We start from the raw sequence: 20,785 nt of genomic DNA on the forward strand, positions 1-20,785 counted from the left end.
GCCTCGGCAGCGCAGCGACGATTGGGCTGATGGCGCTGAATCGGATCGCCCAGCTCATCGTCGTCATTCTCCTCATCGCCACCTTCAACTTCGTTCTGGTGCGGGCTGCCCCCGGTGATCCCGCCCAGGTCATGGCCGGGCAGTCGGGCGCATCCGATCCGAAATTGCTGGAGGACCTGCGTAGGGAATACGGTCTCGACAAGCCGTACGCCGTGCAGCTCGCGAGCTATCTTGGCCGCGTGCTCACGCTTGATCTCGGCTACTCCTACCGGCAACGTCGCCCGGTGGTCGATCTCGTTCTCGAACGGTTGCCGGCGACGTTGCTGCTGACAGTCACCGCATTCTGTCTGGCGCTCCTGATCGGTACGACGCTCGGTGCACTGGCGGGGCTTGCGGCAGGCACAGTGCTCGACACGGTCTTCACCGTGCTGTCGCTGGTGCTCTATGCAACGCCGGTATTCTGGCTCGGGCTGATGCTGGTCCTCGTCTTCTCGGTAACGCTCGGCTGGTTGCCGCCGTTCGGTTACGAGACTATCAACGTCAAGCTCTCGCCGGTCGAGCGTGCGCTCGATGTCGCCAAGCATATGATCATGCCGGTAACCTCGCTGGCGGCGATCTACCTGGCCATCTACGCTCGTCTGATGCGGTCCTCGATCATCGAGGTCGCCCAGCAGGACTTCATCAAGACCGCGCGCGCCAAGGGCCTGTCCGGACCCAGCATCGTCGTCGGCCACATGCTGCGCAACGCGCTGGTGCCCGTCGTCACCGTCGCCGGCATGCAAGCGGGCGCGCTGGTCGGCGGCGCCGTTGTCATCGAGACCGTGTTCGCCTGGCCGGGGCTCGGGCGGCTCACCTTCGATGCCCTGCTGCAGCGCGACTATCCTGTGCTGCTCGGCATCTTCCTGATCCTGTCGATCGTCGTCATCGTGCTCAATCTCCTGACCGATCTGATCTACAAGCTGATCGATCCTCGCATGACCACGGGAGCGGCGTGATGGATGCGGTCCGTTCCTTCCTGCGCCATCCCTCCGGCATGGTCGGTCTCGTCGTGCTGCTCATAGTCGTGATCGTCGCGGTCGTCGCTCCGATCGTCTTTCCGGTCTCGCCCTGGGAGATGGTGAGTGCGCCCTTCACGCCGCCCGGGGAGGACGGACTTCTGCTCGGCGGCGATACGCTCGGCCGCGATGTCGCGGCGGGTGTTGCCTATGGTGCGCGCGTGTCCCTCGTGATCGGCATCGCCTCGGCGATGGCCGCCATGGTGATTGGCGTCACGATCGGCGCGATCTCCGGCTATTTCGGCGGCAAGGTTGATCTTGTCCTGATGCGGATGACCGAGCTTTTCCAGACCATCCCCGCCTTTGTGCTGGCCATTCTCCTCGTTGCGACCTTCAACCCGTCTCTGCTCACGATCATCCTGACCATCGGTGCGGTGAGCTGGCCCCCGCTGGCGCGCCTCACGCGTGCAGAATTCCTGCGCCTGCGCAAACGCGAATTCGTCGAGGCGGCGCTCTGCCAGGGCGAGGGCACCCTGCGCATCGTGCTCGGGCATATCCTGCCCAATGCGATCTCGCCGATTCTGGTCGTGACGTCGCTGACGGTCGCCACCGCCATCTTGTTGGAGAGCGCGCTGTCGTTCATGGGCCTTGGCGACCCGAACCTGATGTCCTGGGGGTTCATGATCGGTGCGGGGCGCACCGTCATTCGCAATGCCTGGTGGATGAGCGTGTTTCCCGGGCTTGCCATCCTCATCACGGTGCTCGCAATCAACCTGTTCGGCGAAGGCCTCTCCGATGTCCTCAATCCCCGTGTTTCGAGGCGCCGGTCATGAGGGGCACCGTGCAAGCCATGGCTCCCGCGCTCTCGGTGCAGGATCTCTCGATCGCGCTCCCCGAGGGCGGCGATCGTCCCTTCGCAGTCGAGAATGTTTCGTTCGAGGTGAGACCGAACGAGATCGTCTGCCTCGTCGGCGAGTCCGGTTCGGGCAAGTCGATGATCGCGCATGCGCTGTTGTCGCTGCTGCCAACGAGAGTCACCTTCGCCTCAGGCACGGTGACAGTTGCAGGACAGAACCCGGTCGAGCTGGATCGGCAGGCGCTGCGTCGCCTGCGCGGCGGCGACGCTGCGATGATCTTTCAAGAGCCGCTGTCCTCATTGAACCCGCTCAAGCGCGTCGGCAAGCAGATCGAGGAGATGATCCTCACGCATCAGAAGCCGACGCCGTCAGCAAACGACGTATACGAGCGCGTGCAGCAGCTTCTGACGCAGGTGGGACTGCCCAATCCAAGGCTGCTTGAAAAGAGCTATCCCTTCGAGCTGTCCGGCGGCCAGCGCCAGCGGGTTATGATCGCGATGGCGATGGCCAACCGGCCGGCGCTGCTGATCGCGGACGAGCCGACCACTGCGCTCGACGTCACAACCCAGCGTCAGATCCTGGGTCTGATCGACGAACTTAGGCGCGACCGCGGTATGGGCGTGCTGCTCATCACCCATGATTTCGGCGTCGTCGCCGACGTCGCAGATCGTGTTGTGGTGCTGCGTCATGGCAAGGTGGTGGAGCAGGGGACGGTCGAGGAAGTTCTGAGCCATCCTACGGCCGACTATACGCGAGAATTGATCGACGCGGTGCCGAAGGCTCGCCTCGACCAAATCAGCCGGAAGGCCGTTCATCCGGAGCCTCTGCTTGAGGTGATCGGGCTTCAGAAGACGTTCCGGGTCAAGCGCGGTTTCCTTCAGCCACCACGCGAGGTCGTCGCGGCCGACGGCATTTCGTTGACGCTCCATCAAGGCGAGACGCTCGCCGTGGTCGGCGAGTCGGGTTCGGGCAAGTCCACCCTCGGCCGAATGATCCTGCGGCTGACCGAGCCTGACGACGGAGTCATTCGGTTCAACGGTCAGGATCTGCGCCAGCTTCGTGGCGAGGCGCTCCGCCAGGCGCGCAAGCAGCTTCAGATCGTGTTCCAAGATCCCTTCGCCAGCCTCGATCCGCGACAGAGGATCGGCGACGCAATCGCCCGCGGCCCAATGGCCTTTGGCACGTCGCGCGCTGAAGCCATGCGGCAGGCCGAGAAGCTGCTCATGCGAGTCGGCCTCAACGCCGTTGCCGCCGATCGCTACCCTCACGAATTCTCCGGCGGCCAACGCCAGCGCATATGCATCGCTCGGGCATTGGCGTTGAGGCCGCGCGTGCTGATTGCCGACGAGGCTGTATCGGCCCTCGACGTCTCCGTGCAGGCGCAGGTGTTGGCGCTGCTTGCCGAACTGCGACAAGAGATGAAGCTCGCCATGGTCTTCATCACACACGATTTGCGCATCGCCGCCGAGATCGCCGACCGCGTCATCGTGCTCCAGAAGGGCCGCATCGTGGAGGAGGGGGCAACTGCCGACGTCTTCACCGCGCCTCAAGCGGCCTATACCCGCGACCTGCTGGATGCAATCCCGGGCCGCAAGTTCTTCAACCAGCCGGGTTTCGCCAGCGCGACCGGCGATATTCCGACAGCAAGGATGAGTTCATGACCGACGTTTCCCTTCCAGCCGCGGCGCGCGAACGCATCGAGGCCGCCGTGGATGCCGCCTTCGACAAGCAGATCGACACCACAATCGCGTTCACCGCGATTCCGAGTACCCGTGCCGCCGAAGCGCCTTGTCAGGACATGTTCGCAAAGCTGCTGCGCGATCGCGGCTATGAGGTCGACGATTGGGTCATCAATCAGGACGATCTCAAGACACTGCCGGGTTACGGACCCGTTGAGACCGATTTCTCGCGTGCGCGCTCCGTCGTCGGCACTTACCGGCCGGCGAAGGAGGAGGGCCGTTCCCTGATTCTACAGGGCCATTGCGACGTCGTGCCGGCAGGTCCTCTTGACATGTGGGAGCGGCCGCCGTTTGCGCCCGTGGTCGAAGACGGCTGGCTATATGGCCGCGGCGCCGGCGACATGAAGTCAGGCACCATCTCGGCACTCTACGCTCTCGATGCGATCAAGGCGGCGGGCTACAGGCCCAAGGGTCGCATTCACCTCCAGTCGGTAATCGAAGAGGAAAGCACCGGCCTCGGGGCGCTTTCAACCCTTCAGCGCGGCTACCGCGCCGATGCCTGCATCCTGCCCGAGCCAACCGACGAAAAGCTGATGCGTGCCCAGGTCGGCGTGATCTGGTTCCGACTGAAAGTGCGGGGAATACCCGTCCATGTCGCACGCGCCGGCACCGGATCGAATGCGATCAAGGCTGCCATTCATCTGATCCAGAAGCTCGAAGGTCTCGAAGCCGAATGGAACGAGCGCGCCAAGACGCACCCTTCCTTCAAGTCGGTCGATCACCCGCTCAACTTCAATCCCGGCATCATCAAGGGCGGGGACTGGGCCTCCAGCGTTCCCGCCTGGTGTGACGTTGATTGCCGCATCGGCGTTCTGCCCGGTTGGAAGATTGCCGACGCTCAGGCCGAGATCGTGGATTTTGTCAGCAAGGCGGCGCGCTCGCATCCTTTCCTTGCCAACAACCCGCCGGAGATCGTCTGGTCCGGGTTCCTGTCGCCGGGCTATGAAGCAACCGAGATCCGGGAGAGCGAAGCCGTTCTGTCTCCAATCTACGAGCATGTATTTGGTCGCAAGCTCACTGATTTTTCGTCCACCGCGCTGACCGACGCACGATTCTATGGCCTCGATTTCGGAGTTCCGGCATTCTGCTTCGGTGCGAAAATGGAGGGCGCACATGGCTTCAACGAGCGCGTCGATCTTGCGTCGGTGAAGAGGGTCACCAAGACGCTCGCGCTGTTCGTCGCGAGCTGGTGCGGAATCGAGGCGAAATAGCCAGAGCATGATCGGGGAAGGTGTGCAGCATCCCTCCGAAGATCATGCTCGAGCAGAATTTAGGCAAGCTCGCCAAACAGGGAGGTTCGCAATGGACAACCAGGGTGCAGGCGGCAGGCCGCCAATCAGGTCCCAAGAGGATCTGCGCGCGCATTTCGGGCAGGTGAACCTGATCGCCGAGAAGAAGGTTCTCCATCATCTAGACAAGTTCTGCCGTGATTTCATCGCGCTGTCTCCCTTCCTCGTCCTCGCGACGAGCGACGGCAATGGCCACGCCGATGCAAGCCCTCGCGGCGACGCGCCGGGCTTCGTCGCCGTGCTCGACGACAAGACGCTGCTGATTCCCGACCGGCGCGGCAATAACCGCGTGGACACGTTTGGCAACATCATTGCCTCGCCCGGCATCGGCCTGATCTTCATGGTGCCCGGAATCAACGAGACCCTGCGCGTCAACGGCCGGGCGGAGATCTCGCAGGATGCCGAGCTGTTGGCGCCGCTCGCGATGCAGAACGTCGTCCCGATCATCGGGCTTAAGATCCATGTCGAGGAGACCTACTTCCACTGCGGCAAGGCGCTCATGCGCTCGAATCTGTGGAGCCCGGCGGCACAGGTTGAGCGCACCAGCTTCCCGACACTCGGCCGGATCATCGCCGAGCAGACTGCCGCCATCGAGACAGAAGTTGCCGAGAAGACGCTGGAAGAAGGGTATCGTACGAGGCTCTACTAAACGACAGGTTCGGCATTGCCATGCCGAGGGGCTACCGACACTGCTGCGGACAACTGGCCGGCGAAATCAAGGCGTACGTCGCGGTGGTGTGAAGGAAGAGAATCGCCCCTCATTGTGGGGCGCCGCGTGACTACCCCTGGAATGATTGTCGATCCTGTCGGAAGCGGTCATTCTGCGTGGATCGATGAACTTTATGGTCAGTCGACCGCTCAGCGGCTTCTCGAGCTACTGTGTGATTGATAGCGCCGACACGCTCACCCGGCTCATTGCGGCGAAATTCCCGCCGCCTTGATGATCTTTCCCCATTTGGCAGTCTCCGCCTCCAGAAAGGCTTGGAGTGCCTCCGGCGTCGCGCGCTCGGGTTCGACCGGCGACATGCTGAGTTCGGCAAAGCGGCTGACCAGCGCGGGATCCTTCAGCGCCGTCTGCAACGCGCTGACGAGTTGGCCGACCACGGGCTTTGGTGTGCCGCGCGGCGCGTAGAGACCGTACCAGGTCGTCACGTCGAATGCCGGAACGCCGGCCTCGGCGGAGGTCGGCACGTCCGGGAGAGTCGCAACCCGCTTCTTGCTGGTGATCGCGTAGCCCTTGATCGTGTTCGATTGAATGTAAGGGGTCGGGCCAGTGGCGGGATCGCAATAGACGTCGATGTGGCCGGCGATCACGTCGTTCAACGCAGGTCCGCCGCCCTTGTAATAGATCGGCGTCAGCTTGGTGTCGGTGGTGCTCATGAACATCAGGCCGCAGAGCTGTGAGGCCGAGCCGAGACCGACATTGCCGAAGGTGATCTTGTCACCGGCATTGCGAACGGTCGTAACCAGATCGCTGAGATCCTTGGCCGGAAAGTTCGGCCGCGCTACCAGGATCATCGGCACGTCGGTGACGAGTCCGATCGGAGCGAAGTCACCGAGGGGATCAAACGGCAGCTTGGCGTAGAGGGCAGGGGCCGTGGCCTGGCCGACATGCATCAGCAGAAGCGTGTAGCCATCAGGGGCCGCCTTGGCGACGCGGTTGGTGCCGAGCGTGCCGCCGGCGCCGACCACATTCTCGATCACGATGGACTGTTTCAGCGTGGCGCTCATGGCGCTGCCGAGGATCCGTGCGATCACGTCGCCGGGGCCGCCGGCAGAGAAGGGCACGATCAAAGTGACCGGACGGGAGGGGTAGTCGTCCGCGATAGCCGCCCCGCAGGGAGTTAGCAAGACAAGCAGGATCAGCGATCGTACGAGATACGGCATCGAACACTCCCTGGCGGCATTTTTCTAGTCGTCGGACGGCGCCGCCTCCTTGGCCGCCGACGATTTTTCGATCATGTCGAGCGCGGCCACCGCAGCCGCATTGATATGGTCCACGCAGCAGCGCTCGGCGAGGTCCGCATCGCCGCTCTGGATTGCGCGCCAGATGGCGGTGACCTCGCGCAAGCTCTTGTTGATCCGCTTCGGTTGCGACATCGAGGTGATCCGCAGCAGCTGGATGCGGTCGTGCAGCGGCTTCAGCGCGCGTTCGATGAAGGCGTTGCGGCAGCCGCCGATGAGCGCGGCGTAAAACTCGGTCTTGGCTTCGAGGCAGCCGACGAGGTCCTGCTTGGCCGCGGCCGCCTTCAGTCGCGTCAGGGCCTCCCCGATCCGGCGAGCCACGTCCGGATCGTGAAGCCTCGCGCATTCGCGGCCGGCGAAGCCTTCGAGCACCGCGCGTGCCGCATAGAGCTGCCGGGCCTCCTCGAGGCTGATCGTGGAAACCACGGGGCCGCGATGGGGGACGGTATTGACCAGCCCGTCGGCCTCCAGCGCGCGCAGCGCTTCCCGGATCGAGGGCCGGCTGACGCCCATCATCTCGCAGAGCTCACGTTCGACCAGACGCTGGCCCGGCTTCAGCGTCCCGGACATGATCGCCTCGCGCAGCTTTTGCGCCACCATCGCCCGGACGGTCGGGACGTCCTCGATGCGGAGTGTCGACTGCAAATCGCTACGTCTTTCCATGTCCAGACCCTGGTTCGGGAAAAGTTAGTACCGGTTTACAGGCAGAATCATCATTTCGGCAATTTGAACATGGGCGGGCTGGTCCAGGGCGAACACGATCGAGCGGGCAATATCGGCCGGCTCGAGCGCCATTCTGAACTGGTCGAAATAGTCCTTTTCCTTCTGCTTGTCGCCGCGGTAGCGGGTCAGAATGATGTTGGTCCGGGTGAGGCCGGGCTGAAGCTCGGTGACCCGAATCGCGGTTTCGGCAAGCTCACCCCTGAGGGTCTCGGTGAACATGTGCACGCCGGCCTTGCTGGTGCTGTAGGCCGCCATATCAGGCACGATCCGGACGGCGTTGATCGAGCTGATGTTGACGATATGGCCGGCGTTGCGCTGGACCATATCCGGCAGAATAGCGCGCGTGATGCGCATCAGCCCGATCAGGTTGGTCTGGATGATGTTGGACCAATCGTCGGCAGACCCGGCGTCGAAGCGCGTCCGGCCGCCGATGTCGTGTCCGGCATTGTTGATGAGGACATCGACCGGTTTGAAATGACCGGGAATGGCATCCGGCAGACCATCCACGGCCTTGGGATCGCTGACGTCCAGCTGGATCGGAAACACCTTGTTGCCGCACGGGGCGGCGAGCTCCTGCAGCGCCTCGGCGTCGCGATCGACCAGCACGACGCGGCGGCCGCTGTCCAGCAGCGCCTTGGTGATGGCCCGCCCCATGCCGCCGGCAGCGCCGGTCAGGACGACGGTCTGGCCCGATTGTTCAGTCATCGCAGCACTCCACTCCAATTGTTGTCATGCGACCGACCAGCCGCCGTCGATCGGCAGGCTGGCTCCGGTGATATCGTTCGCGGCGGGACCACAGAGAAAGACGACCATGGCCGCGACGGCGTCCATTCCGACGAAGCGCTGCGTCGGCTGGCGCTCGCCGAGATACTCGCGGGTGACGTCGTCGACCTCGCGACCGCTGTTCGTTGCCATCGTCGCGATCTTGTTCAGGATTGCCGGCGTCGGCAGCGTGCCGGGGCACAGAGTGTTGCAGGTGATGCCGCTGCGGGCGGTTTCGATGGCCACCGCGCGGGTCAAGCCGAGAATCGCCGTCTTGGTGGTGACGTAATCGATGCGGTCCTCGACCGCGCGGCTCGAATAGATCGAGCCCATGTTGATGATCCGGCCCCAGCCACGCTGCTTCATGGCAGGCAAGGCAAGGCGGATCAGGTGGAACGGCGCTGACAAGTTCACGGCGAGCGCCTGATCCCAGCGATCGGGTGGAAACTGTTCGATGGCCGAGAAATGCCTGACAACCGCGTTGTTGACGAGAATATCGATGGCGCCGCAGCGGTCGAGCAGGTCGGCCATCATGGTCTCGATGGCGTCGCGCCGGGCCAGGTCGGCCGCGGCGGGGATGACCTCGACGCCGAAGCGGGTGCGGAGATCGTCCGCGGCCTGCTTCGGCGCAACGAGATCATGAAGGACAATATTCGCCCCCGTGCCGGCCAAGCCCTCGGCCACGGCGAGGCCAAGGCCTGCCGTCGCACCGGTCACGAGCGCCCATTTGTCCTTCATCGCAGCCGCGCTCCGTCACTTCTTATCGAGCTCGGCGAAGACTTCCTTCGCGTTCCGGAACGCGTCCACGCCGGCCGGCACACCGCAATAGATCGCGACCTGCATGAAGACCTCGCGGATCTCCTCGCGGGTTGCGCCGTTGGCGAGCGCGCCGCGGACGTGGGTCTTCAGCTCGTGCGGTCGGTTGAGCGCGCAGAGCATCGCAAGATTGAGGAAGCTGCGAGTCTTCCGCGTTAGGCCTTCGCGCCCCCAGACGTAGCCCCAGCAATACTCCGTGGTGAGATCCTGCATGGGCCGGTTGAAGTCGTCCGCGGATGCGATCGCCTTGTCGACGAACTCGTTGCCGAGCACGCTTTTGCGGATTTCGAGACCGCGGTCGTAGGTCGCCTTGTCCATTCTGTTCTCCGTTTCTCTTTGGGGCGGTTCAGCTCTCAGCTCAGCTCTCACCTTAGCTCTTGGGCCAGAACGGCTTTGCCAGCGCGAGCTCGGGCGGGAACACCGTCACCGGTACGCCGGATTGCCACTGCACGATGGTCATCCCGGCGCCGACGCGGCGGCCCTTCTCGTCGAATTTGATCTCGCCGAGCGGGTAATACTTCGAAGGGCCTGCATCCATCGTGCGCAGGGCTTCGCCGACGGCGACCCGGTCGGCCTTGCCGGCCTTCTCCAGCGCGTCCTTGATCACCCACATGTCGCCATAGGTGGAGATCGCGTTCTGCGTCATCCACGGCTCCTTGTAGCGCGTCTTCAATTCCGCGATCAGCGCCTCGTGGCCCTTGGCGCCCCAGCTCGCAACGCAGGTCAGGACCCCCTGGAGCAGTTCGGGGCTCACGGTCTGCAGCATGTCCGGCTCGGCGATGGCGATGCCGAATGAGATCGTCGGAATCTTGCCTTGGCCGAGACCGAACTCGTTCATCTTCTCGAGCAGGAGCTTGGCATCGGAGATAACAGTCGGCAGGAAGAAGAGCAGATCGGGTTTCGCCGAGCGAATCTTCTGCACCAGCGATGTCGCATCCGCCAGCGGGGGCGTGAATGTCTCGTCGACGATCAGCTGCAGCTGGTTCTCGGCCAGCAGGCCCTCGCGCATCGATTTCGCCGAGGCGATCGACGCGGCCGTGTTGTCGGTGAGGATCGCGACCGTCTTCGGCCGTTTGCCCGACGCCGTTTCCGCCAGCTTGATAATCTGCGGCAAGGCCTGACGGGCCTGCGAGCCTGCCGTCGCCGAGGTCTGGAACACGTATTTGAAGCCGCGATCGGTGATCAGGTCAGAGTAGGAGAGGGTGAGGACGGGCAGGTTGGCGCGCTCGGTGACCTCGGTCACCGCGAGCGTGAACGACGACAGATAGGCGCCGCTGGCAGCGACCAGATCGCTCTCCTGCGCGACCATGCGCTGGGCCGCGTTCTTGGCCTTCTCGGTGGAGTCGCCGGAATCGAGCACCACGAGCTTCAGCTTGGCGCCGCCAAGCGCCTTGATGCCACCTTGCGCGTTGATGTGTTCGACCGCCATCTCGGCGCCGTGACGCATCACCGTACCCGGGCGGGCGTACATGCCGGAGATCGGCACTAGGAGGCCGACCCTCACTTCCGCAGGTTGCTGGGCCCAGGCGCGAGATGCGATCAGCGTGCTGGACGCGCCGGCAAGCAGCGTTCGTCGACTTAGCGTGAATTTACTCATGACAAATCCTCCTCCCTGAAAAATTGCGCGATGCTATTTCTTCGGCCAGAACGGCTGTGCCTGCGCGAGTTCGGGCGGATAGACGGTGACCGGCACGCCCGATTGCCATTGCACGATGACGACGCCGGCGCCGATCCTGCGGCCCTTCTCGTCGAACTTGAGCTGGCCGCCCGGATAATATTTCGACGGGCCGGCATCCATGGTGCGGAAGGCCTGCGCGACCGCATTGCGGTCGGCCTTGCCGGCCTTTTCCAGGGCTTCCTTCATCAGCCACATGTCGCCGTAGGTCGAGATGACGTTCTGCGTCATCCAAGGCTCCTTGTATTTGGCCTTGAGCTCGGCGATCAGCGCCTCGTGGCCCTTCGAGCCCCAATTGGCGACGATGGTCATGATGCCCTGCACGGTCTCCGGGCTGACGCTCTGGAGCATGTCCGGCTCGGCGATAGTGATGCTGAAGGACACGGTCGGGATCTTGCCCTGGCCGAGGCCGAACTCGCTGATCTTCTCCAGCCCGAGCTTGGCGTCCGACACCGCGTTCGGCATGAACAACAGCAGATCTGGCTTAGCCGAGCGAACCTTCTGGATCAGCGGCGTCGCATCCGACAGCGGCGGGGTCCAGACCTCCTCCACGGCGAGCTGGAGGCCTTCCTGCGCGAACAGTCTTTCCTTCAGCGCCTTCGCGGTGGCAACCGAAGTCGCGGTGTTGTCCATCAGCATCGCGACGGTCTTCGGCTTTTTGCCGGAGGCGTTCTCGGCGAGCTTCATCAGAGTCGGCAGGCCGAGCTCGGACTGGCGGCTTGCGGTCGCGGCGGTCTGGAAGATGTATTTGAAGCCGCGATCGGTCAGAAGGTCCGAATAGGACAGCGTCAGCACCGGCAGCTCGGCACGCTCGGTCACCTCGGTGACCGCAAGCGTGAAGGACGACAGGTAGGAGCCGGTCGCGGCGACCAGGTCTGGCTCCTGCGCCACCATGCGCTGCGCCGCGTTCTTGGCCTTCTCGGTGGTGTCGCCGCAGTCGATCACGACCAGTTTCAGCTTGGCGCCGCCGAGCGCCTTGATGCCGCCCTGCGCATTGATGTGCTCGATGCCCATCTCGGCGCCCATCTTCATCACCTGACCGGGGCGGGTATAGATGCCCGACAGCGGCACGATCAGCCCGACCTTGATCTCGGCCGGTGTCTGCGCGCGTGCAACGCCGGCAAGCCCCACGGCGGCAGCGCCGGACAGCACGGTTCGGCGCGTGAGTCCCTTCGATGTCTTTTTCATTGTTTTCTCTCCCTAGTCATTTGTTCTTGTCGTCACATGCCAAGATAGGCCTTGCGCACGCGATCGTCGGCGCGCAGCGTGTCGTTGTTGCCCTCGAGCACGACGCGCCCGGCTTCGAGGACGTAGCCATGATCCGCCGATTCCAGCGCTTCGGCGACGCGCTGCTCAACCAGCAGCATGGTCAGGCCGGATTGACGGCGGATCTCGATCAGGCGCTCGAAGATGAAGTCGGCGGTCGAAGGCGCCAGGCCCATCGAGGGCTCGTCGAGCATCAACAGCTTCGGCGAGGAGGCGAGGCCGCGGCCGATCGCGAGCATCTGCTGCTGGCCACCGGACATCGTGCCCGCGAACTGGTTGCGGCGTTCCTTCAGCACCGGCAGCCACTCGAAGATACGCTCGATGTTGCTCTGCCAGTCGCGCCGGCCGCTCTCGGTCATCGCGCCCATTTCCAGGTTCTCCATCACGGTGAGAGACGGGAAGACCTGTCGGCCCTCGGGAACGTGGGCGATGCCGAGATGGGGGCGCTGCGGCGGCGGCACGGCGAGCAGATCGACGCCGTCGAAGGTGATGGCCCCGCCGCTCGGCTTGACGATGCCGGAGATCGTCTTGAAAAGCGTGGTCTTGCCGGCGCCGTTTGGCCCGACGATCGCGACAAACTCGCCGGCGCCGACATTGATTGAGATGTCGTTCAGGACGGGTTTGGCGGAATAGCCCGCGCTCAATCCCTCAATTCGCAGCATGGCCCACCCATTTCTTGCCGAGATAGGCCTCGATCACGCGATTGTCGCGCGTTACCACTTCCGGCAGGCCTTCCGTGATGACGGCGCCGTGGTCGAGCACGACAAACCTGTCGACCAGGCGGACCATCGCCTGCATCGTGTGCTCGATGATCGCGATGGTCGTGCCGTCGCGCGCGAGCTGCTGGATTACTGCGACGACCTCGTCGGCCTCGCCGTGGCCGAGGCCCGCGAGCGTCTCGTCGAGCAGCAGGATGCGCGGCTGGCCGGCAATCGCGCGGGCCAGCTCCATCAGCCGCAGCTCCTTCGTCGAAAGCTCGCCGGCCACGCGGTCGGCAACCGCAGAGAGACCGACGCGGGCGACCGCGTCGGCAGCGAGCTTGCGTGCCTCCTCGTCGGACCGCGCCCGCACATAGGCGCCGACCACGACATTGTCGAGGATCGACATGCGCAGGAACGGCCGCATCACCTGGAAGGTGCGGCCAATGCCGGCCTCGCAGATCACGTGCGGCCGTTGACCGGACATGTTGCGACCGCCGATCAAGACTTCGCCCTCGCTCGGCTTCAGGAAGCCGTTGAGGAGATTAAACAGCGTCGTCTTGCCGGCGCCATTGGGCCCAATGATGCCGAGGATCTCGTTCTGGTGCAGCTTGAAGCTGACATTCTGCACCGCCTTGAGACCGCCGAACGAACGCGAGAGGTTCTTGACCTCGAGCATGACCTCGCCGGTGGCCGCACGCTGCCGCGAAGCGGGCTTCAGCGCGGTGACGTTGGCGATCGCTGTTTCGGGGACGTCAGCCGCAGCCGACTTCGGCGCCATCCGCTTGCGCAACAGATCGCGCAGCTTCCAGAACAGGCCCTCCGGCGCCAGCAGGATGACGCAAACGATGGCGAAGCCGAAGATGACGCCCTGGATGCCGGGGAAGCGGTCGCCGGCCTCGGCATGCAGGACCTCGGCGAGCGGAATCAGGATCACCGAGCCGATCACCGGGCCCCAGACTGTGCCGACGCCGCCGAACATGGCGACGGTCAGTGCCTGGGCCGACACCAGCATGCCGAACACCGATTGCGGCGTCACGACCAGCAGCACCTGGGCGTAGAAACCGCCGATCGCTGCGGCGATGGCGCCGCTCAGCGTGATCGCGCGCAGCTTCCACGCGAGCGTGTTGATGCCGGCCGCCTCGGCCGCGGCCTCGTTCTGCTTGATCGCGAGCAGCGCCATGCCGAAGCGGGAACGCTCGATCACTTGCGTCAGCACGATGGTCGCCAGCATGATCGCGAGCCCCAGCAGCGTGTAGATGTGCGGGTCGGAGAACTGCATGTAGGCGATCGGCGCATTGCGCTTGATCGGAAGCGTCACCTCCTGGAAGCCGAGCCACTCGAACACGTAGAGGATGGCGAGCGGGTAGGCGAGCATCGCCAGGGCGAAGTAATGGCCCTGGAGGCGGAAGGTCGGAAACCCGATCAACAGCCCGGCGATGCCGCCGAGCACCGCGGCGACAGGGATCAGCAGCCAGGGGGAGATGTCGAAGTAGATCTGGCCGAGCGCGGTCGCATAGGCGCCGATACCGAAGAACGCGGCGTGGCCGAAGGAGATCAATCCGGTGTAGCCGCTGAGCAGGTTCCAGGACAGGCCGAACACCGCCCACACCGGCACCAGCGTCAGGATCAGCTGGTAATAGGAGTTGGTGACGCCGAGCGAGAGCGCAGCGTAGGCGAGGGTGAAGAGCAGGGGAGGCAGAAAGGAGCGCATCCGGAGCATGTCACGTCCTCTCCACCATCCGCCCGAAGAAGCCTTGCGGACGGAAGAAGATGATGAGGAGGAAGACGGCGAAGATTGCGGCGTTCTGCAACTGGGTCGGCAGGATCAGCGTCGACATCTGCTGCACGAGGCCGATGGTCATGCCGCCCCAGAACGCGCCGATGATGCTGCCCATGCCGCCGAGCACGACCCCCGCATACATGACGATGACGTATTCGAGGCCGACGAACGGGTGGAACGGATAGTTGGTGGCAAGCAGGCCGCCGGCGATCGCCGTGATGCCGCAGCCGAGCGCGAAGGCAGTGCGGTGCGCCCGGTCGACGTCGATACCCATATAGGTCGCGGCGGTCGGATTGTCGGCAGCCGCCCGGAGCGACTTTCCGATCCGCGTCCGCGTGATCAGCAGCGAGAGCAGGATCATCATGATCAGCGAAACGATCATGTCGATGCTGCGCGCCTTGTTGAGGAAGATGCTCATGTCGAAGAAGGGACCGAGCTCCCAGGCCGAGCTCGACAGCGGTGTGCGGATCGAGGCGAGCACCGAGCCGAACACGAGGAGGCCGCCGTTCTGGAGGATCAGCGCGATACCGAGCGTGAGGATGAGCTGCGCGTAGTGGCCTTCGCCTTCCAGCGAGGCGGTGCGCGTCCCGGAGACGTGCGAGATCAGTGCCCGGTGGACGAAGTAGCCGAATACAGCGAGCACGGGGCCGGCCAGCAGGATAGCGACGAACGGTCCGACGGCATTGCCAAAGAACGATTGAACGCCGGCGGCGGTGAATAGATAGAAGGCGGTGTACATGCCGAGCATCATGAAATCGCCATGGGCGAAGTTGATGACGCGCATGACGCCGAAGATCAGGCCGAGCCCGACACACATCAGGCCGTAGACGGCGCCGATCAGAAGGCCCGCGGCGAGCGCTTGCAGAAATCCTTCCATCAGCTTCGCCTCCGCGCGGCTGACGAACCTAAGCGGGTCTCGAAATCGACCATGTTTCCCCCGTACTCTCCGGCACTTCTTATGATGCCGATCGTAAAACCCGTTCCGCCGTATCCAGGCGGCATTGCGCTGCGATGTCGCCGGCATTGCCGAGCCGTTCGCTGCTCTCGATGAGTTGCTCGAGCCGGTGCGCGCGGTCATCGCCGAGAATGCGGCTGGCGGCAGCGCAGAAGCGCGCGCGAATATCTGAAGGCGTTGCGGCAATGACGTCGGGCAAAGCGTGCCGAACCGTGCGGCCGTCGCGCAGATGGACGGTCACCTCCGCACCCTGCTTGGCGGGGAAGGCGGCGGTGTAGCCGGCATCGACCTCGAGGTCCGTGACCGAAACCAGGCGGATGATGTCGGCATTGCCGAGCTCGGCGTAGTTCTCTTCCTCAATCTCACCCCGCGCCAGCGTCGCCGCGACGCTGAAGGGAATGCTCATCTTGGCCTGGAGCGCATTGCGGTAGGGCCCCATGGAATCGCAGCCGGGATAGCGAACCGCAGCATCGGGAGCGCGAATGACGACGCGGTCGATCTCATCGGTGCCGGCGAGCTCGTGTGAGACGCGGAGCGCGGCCTGGGCGGCGGTCTGCGCGAAATTGCAGGCCGGGACCGGCTTGTTGTAGACCGCCATGATCTCGCACTCGCCGCCAGGGAAGATCGCGATGCTGTCGGGCGCAGCCTGGCGGCGATAGGCGGCAAACAGACCGGCCTCGCCTTCGAGGATGGTTTCGGAGCCAAAGGCGCCGGCTGCGGCCAGCCCGATCGCCTTGATCGCGTTGCTGGCGGCAAAGCCCGGATGGAAATACATGTCGGAGCCGCCGGCATGCGGCCACTCGTTCAGCCCGCTGGACGTGTTGGCAGCGATCGCGACGGCGCTGGTCGCTGCGTCCTCGGACAGGCCGAGCGCAAAGCTTCCGGCGAGCGCCGCGCCCAACGGGGCCACGAGTCCGGTCGGACGATAGAGGCGAGCGAGACCGGAAGTCAGCAACGCGCGGCCGATCCGCGCGCCGGTTTCATAGCCGATGATGGCGGCTGCGAGCAGCTTCGCGCCGTGCAGCGGCGCCTGTTCGGACAGCGCGAGCAATGTCGGCCAGATCACGACGCCGTGGTGCGCGATACTGGCGGCGTGCATGTCTTCCCGCACGAGACCGTGGCCCATTACGGCATTGGCGAACGCCGCGTCGGCCGGCGAGGAGAGTTGCGAGGTCCCGATGATGGTTGCGCAGCCGCCGTCGTGGGCGATTCGAACCGCCTGGCGGCTCCAGGGATGCTGACCTGCCTCGAAGGCGCAGGAGAGGAAGTCCAGCAGACAGAGCTTGGCCTTAGCAACGACTTGGGGCTCGAAATCACCGAGGTCAACAGCAAGTGCGCTACGCGCCATCAGGCGCGCGAGCGATACCTTGCCGGATCCGGTCAAGCCGTTCGTCATCGCAAGTTGTTCTCCCTCTAGCGCTCAGCCGCGCATCTCGACCCCGGCCCACTCCTCGAGCACCTTGGCGATCGAGGTGAAATCGGATGACGCGCCGTATTTGGCGTTGGTGATCGCCAGCATCTGCCGCACGACAGCGCCGCAGACCATTGGCACGCCCATAGCCTCGGCCTCGTCTACGCAGAGACGGACGTCCTTGTAGGAAAGGCCGGTGGTGAAGCCGAAATCGAACGTGCCGGGCAGCACCGAGCGGGGAAATTTGTCTTCGGAAGCGCTGTTGCGGCCGCTGCTGGCATTGATGATGTCGATCAACACCTTGGCGTTGACGCCGCCCTTGACGCCCATGGCGACGGCTTCCGACGTGATCACCAGCGCCGCCGCCGCCATCAGGTTGTTGGCGAGCTTGGCCGTCTGCGCCACACCGGGCTTGTCGCCGGTATAGAACAGCTTGCCGAAGTTCTTTAGGATCGGCTGCACGGTCTCGTAGGTCGGCTGCGGGCATGACACCATCACGGCAAGGGTGCCGTTGACTGCGCCCTTGATGCCGCCGCTGACGGGCGCATCGACCAGCGTCATGCCTTTGGCTTTCAAACCTTCCGCGACGAACTTGGCCGCGCCAGGACCCGAGGTCGAGAGGTCGACCACGATCTTCGCGCGGTTGCCGCTGCTGATGCCATCCTGGCCGAGCGTCACCGCCTTGACGATATCAGGCGTCGGCAGGCTTGCGAGCACGATGTCGGCGCGGGAGGCGACGTCCGCCGGCGACTGGCCGAGGAGAGCGCCGCGCTTGACCAGCGGCTGAGTTGCGTCGCTTTGCGTGTCGTAGATGACGAGCGAATAGCCCGCGTCCATCAATCGCCCCGCCATGGGGCCGCCCATGCGGCCCGTTCCGATCACGCCGAGCGTTTCTCCCGCCATCGTTCACTCCCTGTCGCGCGGTCCCCTGATGGGCGCGCCGTCTTGATCTTGTCGTTGCCTTGGCCGGACGGCCTGGACGACCGCCGTCGTTGCGGCGCCGGGGATCCCGCGCCAGCGGCCGGATTGTTATGATTGTCAGACAAGCTGTCAAGCATAACATTTGGGGTCGACAGTTTGCCGCGGATCGGCATAAGGTCCGAGAAAACGAGGAAGCGACCCGCGTGCCGCAACACCAAATTCCAAGCGTGAGCAAGATCCTCGCCGATTTCGTCGCGTCCGCGTCATGGAGGGACGTGGAAGCGCAGAGCCTTGAGGCGCGGCGCTCGATCCTCAACTTCTTCGCAACGGCCCTCGGCTCGGCGCGCGATCCGGTAGTGATGGCTGCGATGCGAACCTTGTCGCCGTTCAGCGGCGCGGCGACTGCAACGGTCATCGGTCATTCACAGCAAATGGACGCGATGTGCGCATCGTTCCTGAACGCCGTCTCGGCCAATCTGCTCGATTTCGACGATACGCATCCCGAGACGATCATCCATCCGGCGGCACCGGTCGCAGCGCCCGTGCTGGCGCTTGCGGAGACGCGCAGGCTGTCGGGCCGCGAGGTGCTGACAGCGTTCATCCTCGGAGTGGACATCGAGTGCCGGATCGGCAATGCCGTCTCGCCGCGCCACTATGCGCGCGGCTGGCACATCACCTCGACCTGCGGCATTTTTGGTGCCGCGGCGGCTTGTGCAAAACTACTTGGCCTGCCCGCGGAGGGGATTGCCAACGCCATCGGCCTCGCCGCAAGCCAGTCTGCGGGCAATGTCGAGAACCTGCCGAGCGCCGCCAAGAATGTCAGCGTGGGCAACGCAGCGCGCAACGGATTGTTCGCTGCATTGCTGGCGAAGCAGGGTTATGAGGCGGCCCCGCGCGCCATTGAAGGTCCGCTCGGCTGGGCCCGTACCATGGGTGATGAGCCGGATGTTGCTCGCCTGCTGGATGGCCTCGGCAAGATCTGGGAGATCGCCAAGAATACGTACAAGCCTTATCCTGCCGGCATCGTCTTCCATTCGGTCATCGATGCCTGTCTGAAACTGCGGGAGCAGATCGGCCGGAGGCTCGACCAGATTGACGCCGTGACCGTCGAAGGCTCGGCGCTGCTGCTTGCCCGCGGCGATCGTCCGGTCAACAACGCGCGCGATGCGCGCGTCAGTATCCATCATTGTGTGGCATCTGGCTTGCTGCTCGGCAGGGCCGGGGTCGCTGAATTTGCCAGCGAGACGGTGGTCCGGCCCGATATCGCGCAGCTGCGGCAGAAGGTTAGGGCGGAGCGCGATGACCAGATGCCCGATGGCGCCGCGCGGGTCGCCGTGCGGCTGTCGTCCGGTGAAGTCATCACCGAGACTGTCGTCTCGCCGCGCGGCAGCCTGGCCGCCCCGCTCGCAGACCGCGATCTGGAAGCCAAGCTGCGCGAGGGCGTGCGGACCGGACAAAGCGACTGGAGTGCGGACCGCGTCATCAACGCGGTCCGGCGGCTCGACACGGTGGATGACATCGCCGAGCTCCTGGAATCGCTGCGACCGCCGCGATAGCGCTGGACAATCGCCAACTCGAATCTCTCAAGACCTGAAAGGGACGATCATGAGCAAGACCGAACTGTTCGAAAAAGGCCTCAAGGTGCGCAAAGAGGTGCTCGGTGAGGACTACGTCAACAAGTCGATCGCCGGTGCGGACGAGTTCACGCGCACGATGGCGGAGTGGTCCACGGAGTTCTGCTGGGGCGCGCTGTGGACCCGGCCCGGCGTCGACCGGCGCACGCGCTCGATCGTCAATCTGGCGATGCTCGGTGCGCTGAACCGGCCGCACGAGCTGAAGCTTCACGTCAAGGGTGCGCTGAAAAATGGCCTGACCAAGGAGGAGATCAAGGAGATCCTGCTCCAGGTCGCCGTCTATTGCGGCGTGCCCGCCGGCATCGATGCCTTCCGCAATGCGCGTGAGGCCTTTAACGAGGTCGACGCTGCCGGCTCCTGAGCGAGAGTGCCATGGCTGACCCGGAGTACGAGCTCTTCGCCATCCGCTACGCAACGCGGGACGCGCAGCGGAGCGAGCACTTCATCGGCGGCGATCCGCATGACGGGCCGATGCCGATGGACTATTTCATGTGGCTGGCGCGGGGAGGTGGGCGCACCTTCGTCATCGATACCGGGTTCAACGCCGAAATTGCGGAGCAGCGCAGGCGGACATTCCTGCGCTGTCCGGTGGAGACGCTGGCCGCGTTCGACATCGGCCCTGCCGACGTCGGGGATGTGATTCTCACGCATCTGCACTACGACCATGCCGGCAATTTCGACCGGTTTCCGAACGCGCGGTTTCATCTCCAGGAGCGCGAACTCGCCTATGCCACCGGGCGGTACATGCAATATCCGCGTCTGTCGCATTCGTTCGAGGTGGAGGACGTCTGCGGCATCGTGCGGCTGAACTATGCGCGCCGGGTGCTGTTCTACGATGGCGATGCCGCGATCGCTCCCGGGCTGACGGTCCATGCGGCCGGCGGACATTCGGCCGGGCTTCAATTCGTCCGGGTCAACACGCGCCGCGGTCCGGTCGTGCTCGCTTCCGACGTCAGTCATTTCTACGAAAACCTGACCAGCGAGCGTCCCTTTACGACGGCGTTTCATGTCGGCGACATGCTGGTGGGGTTCGACAAGCTGCGCGCTGCGGCACCGGATGCGGACCACATCGTCCCAGGTCATGATCCTCTGGTCATGAAGCTTTATCCCGCCGCGGGACCGGAGCTGAAGGGCGTCGCTGTTCGCCTCGATGTCGCACCGTCTGGTGCTGCTCCTACGTAGGGCGCCGCGCCGTAAAGTCAGATTTAAGGAAGCGATTTTCGATTTTCACCAGCGCTGCTCCGGGAAACCATCGTTTCGTTGACCGCGAGGACGCGACGGACGTCTCGTCGTCAA

20 protein-coding genes are annotated in these 20,785 nt (G+C 64.3%); 8 read left to right on the plus strand and 12 right to left on the minus strand.

The features are described from left to right. Positions 1-29 precede the first annotated feature (29 nt). From BCCGELA001_RS10830 to BCCGELA001_RS10850, 5 genes are all read left to right on the plus strand, one after another. Positions 30-995 (plus strand): ABC transporter permease, encoded by a 966-nt coding sequence (locus BCCGELA001_RS10830; protein WP_063921098.1) that lies wholly within the window; start codon positions 30-32, stop codon positions 993-995. Next, entirely contained in the window at positions 995-1,828 is an 834-nt protein-coding gene (locus tag BCCGELA001_RS10835) for an ABC transporter permease (protein ID WP_060735275.1), read from the plus strand. Before BCCGELA001_RS10830 ends, BCCGELA001_RS10835 begins: the two co-directional genes overlap by 1 nt. Continuing rightward, entirely contained in the window at positions 1,825-3,513 is a 1,689-nt protein-coding gene (locus BCCGELA001_RS10840) for a dipeptide ABC transporter ATP-binding protein (RefSeq protein WP_008557205.1), read from the plus strand. The genes BCCGELA001_RS10835 and BCCGELA001_RS10840 overlap by 4 nt, the downstream gene beginning before the upstream one ends. Next, entirely contained in the window at positions 3,510-4,802 is a 1,293-nt protein-coding gene (locus tag BCCGELA001_RS10845; protein ID WP_008557206.1) for an ArgE/DapE family deacylase, read from the plus strand. The genes BCCGELA001_RS10840 and BCCGELA001_RS10845 overlap by 4 nt, the downstream gene beginning before the upstream one ends. 91 nt (positions 4,803-4,893) lie before the next feature. Continuing rightward, positions 4,894-5,529, plus strand: coding sequence for a pyridoxamine 5'-phosphate oxidase family protein (locus BCCGELA001_RS10850; RefSeq protein WP_008557208.1), 636 nt, complete (start codon positions 4,894-4,896; stop codon positions 5,527-5,529). A 263-nt stretch (positions 5,530-5,792) separates the two neighbouring features. On the opposite strand, the gene BCCGELA001_RS10855 is transcribed toward BCCGELA001_RS10850, so the two are convergent. From BCCGELA001_RS10855 to BCCGELA001_RS10910, 12 genes are all read right to left on the minus strand, one after another. Next, complete coding sequence (locus BCCGELA001_RS10855) at positions 5,793-6,767, minus strand: tripartite tricarboxylate transporter substrate-binding protein (protein WP_060735276.1); 975 nt, start codon at positions 6,765-6,767, stop codon at positions 5,793-5,795. Positions 6,768-6,791: 24 nt separating this feature from the next. After that, positions 6,792-7,508 (minus strand): GntR family transcriptional regulator, encoded by a 717-nt coding sequence (locus BCCGELA001_RS10860; RefSeq protein ID WP_060735277.1) that lies wholly within the window; start codon positions 7,506-7,508, stop codon positions 6,792-6,794. Between the two features lie 24 nt (positions 7,509-7,532). Next, positions 7,533-8,273 carry an SDR family oxidoreductase gene (locus BCCGELA001_RS10865; RefSeq protein WP_008557213.1) on the minus strand — a complete coding sequence of 247 codons (741 nt, stop codon included), beginning with the start codon at positions 8,271-8,273 and terminating at the stop codon, positions 7,533-7,535. A 24-nt stretch (positions 8,274-8,297) separates the two neighbouring features. Continuing rightward, positions 8,298-9,068: an SDR family oxidoreductase gene (locus BCCGELA001_RS10870; RefSeq protein ID WP_060735278.1), complete on the minus strand. Its 771-nt coding sequence runs from the start codon at positions 9,066-9,068 to the stop codon at positions 8,298-8,300. 15 nt (positions 9,069-9,083) lie between these two features. Next, entirely contained in the window at positions 9,084-9,464 is a 381-nt protein-coding gene (locus tag BCCGELA001_RS10875; RefSeq protein WP_008557226.1) for a carboxymuconolactone decarboxylase family protein, read from the minus strand. A gap of 52 nt (positions 9,465-9,516) precedes the next feature. Beyond that, the gene (locus tag BCCGELA001_RS10880; protein ID WP_060735279.1) at positions 9,517-10,743 is read right to left on the minus strand and encodes an ABC transporter substrate-binding protein; all 1,227 of its coding nucleotides are present in this window, start codon (positions 10,741-10,743) and stop codon (positions 9,517-9,519) included. 33 nt (positions 10,744-10,776) lie between these two features. After that, positions 10,777-12,009: an ABC transporter substrate-binding protein gene (locus BCCGELA001_RS10885; protein ID WP_008557231.1), complete on the minus strand. Its 1,233-nt coding sequence runs from the start codon at positions 12,007-12,009 to the stop codon at positions 10,777-10,779. Between the two features lie 32 nt (positions 12,010-12,041). Next, positions 12,042-12,749 carry an ABC transporter ATP-binding protein gene (locus BCCGELA001_RS10890; RefSeq protein WP_024341826.1) on the minus strand — a complete coding sequence of 236 codons (708 nt, stop codon included), beginning with the start codon at positions 12,747-12,749 and terminating at the stop codon, positions 12,042-12,044. Further along, a complete protein-coding gene (locus BCCGELA001_RS10895; protein WP_060735280.1) occupies positions 12,736-14,508 on the minus strand; it encodes a branched-chain amino acid ABC transporter ATP-binding protein/permease in 1,773 nt (590 codons plus the stop codon). Before BCCGELA001_RS10895 ends, BCCGELA001_RS10890 begins: the two co-directional genes overlap by 14 nt. A 1-nt stretch (position 14,509) precedes the next feature. Further along, entirely contained in the window at positions 14,510-15,445 is a 936-nt protein-coding gene (locus BCCGELA001_RS10900; protein ID WP_008557243.1) for a branched-chain amino acid ABC transporter permease, read from the minus strand. A 79-nt stretch (positions 15,446-15,524) separates the two neighbouring features. Beyond that, positions 15,525-16,919, minus strand: coding sequence for an MmgE/PrpD family protein (locus tag BCCGELA001_RS10905; RefSeq protein WP_008557245.1), 1,395 nt, complete (start codon positions 16,917-16,919; stop codon positions 15,525-15,527). A gap of 24 nt (positions 16,920-16,943) precedes the next feature. After that, on the minus strand, positions 16,944-17,837 hold the full coding sequence (locus BCCGELA001_RS10910) for an NAD(P)-dependent oxidoreductase (RefSeq protein WP_060735281.1): 894 nt from the start codon (positions 17,835-17,837) through the stop codon (positions 16,944-16,946). A gap of 89 nt (positions 17,838-17,926) precedes the next feature. Between BCCGELA001_RS10910 and BCCGELA001_RS10915 the strand changes: the two genes are divergently transcribed. Genes BCCGELA001_RS10915 through BCCGELA001_RS10925 form a run of 3 tightly spaced genes read left to right on the plus strand, consistent with a single transcriptional unit; the run spans position 17,927 to position 20,671 of the window. After that, entirely contained in the window at positions 17,927-19,411 is a 1,485-nt protein-coding gene (locus tag BCCGELA001_RS10915; protein WP_236840851.1) for an MmgE/PrpD family protein, read from the plus strand. A 49-nt stretch (positions 19,412-19,460) separates the two neighbouring features. Continuing rightward, positions 19,461-19,850 (plus strand): carboxymuconolactone decarboxylase family protein, encoded by a 390-nt coding sequence (locus BCCGELA001_RS10920; RefSeq protein WP_008557256.1) that lies wholly within the window; start codon positions 19,461-19,463, stop codon positions 19,848-19,850. 11 nt (positions 19,851-19,861) lie between these two features. Continuing rightward, a complete protein-coding gene (locus tag BCCGELA001_RS10925) occupies positions 19,862-20,671 on the plus strand; it encodes an N-acyl homoserine lactonase family protein (RefSeq protein ID WP_008557258.1) in 810 nt (269 codons plus the stop codon). Positions 20,672-20,785: the final 114 nt, after the last annotated feature.

Source organism: Bradyrhizobium sp. CCGE-LA001, assembly GCF_000296215.2.
GTDB lineage: Bacteria > Pseudomonadota > Alphaproteobacteria > Rhizobiales > Xanthobacteraceae > Bradyrhizobium.